General features: G+C 62.3%; 2 protein-coding genes and 1 pseudogene. All 3 read left to right on the top strand.

Features of this window, described 5'->3' with window-relative positions:
* Nucleotides 1-437 (top strand): annotated as a pseudogene (locus tag WCJ41_RS21940) (hypothetical protein); the annotation flags it as partial.
* A 66-nt stretch (nucleotides 438-503) separates the two neighbouring features.
* Entirely contained in the window at nucleotides 504-1,040 is a 537-nt protein-coding gene (locus WCJ41_RS21935; RefSeq protein WP_336907957.1) for a hypothetical protein, read from the top strand.
* Between the two features lie 353 nt (nucleotides 1,041-1,393).
* Nucleotides 1,394-1,744, top strand: coding sequence for a hypothetical protein (locus WCJ41_RS21930; protein ID WP_336907956.1), 351 nt, complete (start codon nucleotides 1,394-1,396; stop codon nucleotides 1,742-1,744).
* The last annotated feature ends 93 nt before the right edge of the window (nucleotides 1,745-1,837 follow it).

Below are 1,837 nucleotides of genomic sequence, written 5' to 3'. Positions count from 1 at the left end.
TCGGTGACGTTCTACCGCCTCCGGGCGCACTCACGTCGTGCATCCTCGACCGGCCCTCGGCACACTTGCCTACCTCCGGGCCGAACAGCCACATCCCATACGGCCTTTGGATCTGCCCAGATGGCACCCAGGTGCTGTTCGACAGGAACTATGTGCCGCGGTGGAGGCGCGCCGAGGATGGCGCGTCCGCCATCCTCGTGCCGCTGCTGCCATGCGGAAGCGGACGCTGGGTGAACTGGCAGGCGTGCGGATACTTCTTCGTCAATGGCGAACAAGCCTTCCTTTCATATAGGAAGGGACGCCAGCGCAAGGCCGAACGTCTGGCAGTAGCCCACGGCGAGCGCATCCTCGCCGACTTCTGCTCTTGCCGCCCCGTGTGGCGCTATATCGCCTCGGGCGATGGCATCCCAACAGGTCTGGACAGATGGCGCGGCTGAAATACCGCGCGCGCGATAATTGGGTTGTTATGTTACAATATAACATTCAGATCGGAGACCCGCCCCATGACCACCGCCGTTACCCGCACGCGAGGCCGCCCGCCGGTCTACAATCCATCTGTGATCTGGCCGCAGGTGCTGGAGCACATAGCGAACGGGGATGCCCTCTCGACCGCCATCAAGCGGCTGGGGCCTGACGCGCCGAGTTATGTATGGGCCAAGACGCAGCTCCGCACGAACCCCGACCTGCAGGCCGCTTATCGCGCCGCCATCGAAGATCGGGCGGACGCTTTGGCAGACGACATCATAACGCTGGCTGACACGCCCCCACCGCCCGGCCTTGACGGACCTGGGCTGCATGCGTGGGTCGCCCAGCTCAAGCTGCGGGTGCACGCCCGCGAGTGGACGGCCTCGAAGCTGCGTCCGAAGGTATACGGCGCATCGGTCGATTTAAACGTCCAAGCGACCTCGATCAGTATCACCGCGGCGCTGGAGCAGGCCCAGCAGCGGGTGCTGTGGGCCGTCGAACATGATATGACCGACCCAAGCGACACCGGCCGAGAACCGCCCCCGGGCAGCGTGGACTTGCAAAACAATTTTTGATAGAAGTTTTCAAGGGGCAGGTGCTTCCAGAGGACTTAATCAATGGCCGCAGTCTGGCTTCGCCGTCTCTTTCTCGTAGCCTTGATCACTACGGCCTGCATTTCCGCGTCTGCATTTGCCGCCACAATGGACTATCTTGGGGCGTGGAATTCGACCACAACTTACAAAACAGGCAAGGTGGTCAAGCACAACGGCGGAATATTCTACTTGCTCAAGAGCACATGGCAGACTGTCGACGCTGTTTGCCAAGGGCCGGTCTTGCATCCGGCCCAAGATTGCGCAAATCTTGGACCTAACAAGCCGGTCATCCGGTGGATGTCGGCTTAACCTGCAGCCATCGCAAGGAGGTCACCATGACTCATCTCGGAAAACTGATATTCGCGGGGTTTGCCGCGGCAGCCCTGCTGGTGGCGGCTCAGCCCGCCGCCGAAGCCAAGGGCATCGGCCCGACGGGTGCTGCCATCGTAGGCGGCGTGGCGGGCCTCGCGGTGGGCGCGGCCATTGCCGACTCCGCCAACCGCAACAAGAAGAAATACTATTACAACGGCTATCAGCAGCCCTATGCGCCCGGCCAGTATGACCCCTATTTCAACCAGGCCTACAGCCCCGTGGCCGGCGTCGTGTGCTACCCCGCGCAGCGCCTCTGCTACAACAACGGCGGCTCGGTGAACGGCACCTGGACCCGCCGGGCCTTTGGCTATTGATCGGAGAATGACGATGAACATGATGAACATTCTCCGCGGCACCAGCGTTGCCCTCGCCATCGGCTTCACGGCCACGGCCGCCCATGCCCAGGC

Source organism: Aestuariivirga sp. (genome assembly GCF_037139295.1).
Taxonomy (GTDB): Bacteria; Pseudomonadota; Alphaproteobacteria; order Rhizobiales; family Aestuariivirgaceae; genus Aestuariivirga.
The sequence above is the reverse complement of the archived record's forward strand: the minus strand, read 5'-3'. Positions and strand labels throughout refer to the sequence as shown.

Coding starts and splice junctions, on each gene's coding strand:
- WCJ41_RS21930 (WP_336907956.1), top strand. CDS start 1,394: ATGACTCATCTCGGAAAACTGATATTCGCGGGGTTTGCCGCGGCAGCC.
- WCJ41_RS21935 (WP_336907957.1), top strand. CDS start 504: ATGACCACCGCCGTTACCCGCACGCGAGGCCGCCCGCCGGTCTACAAT.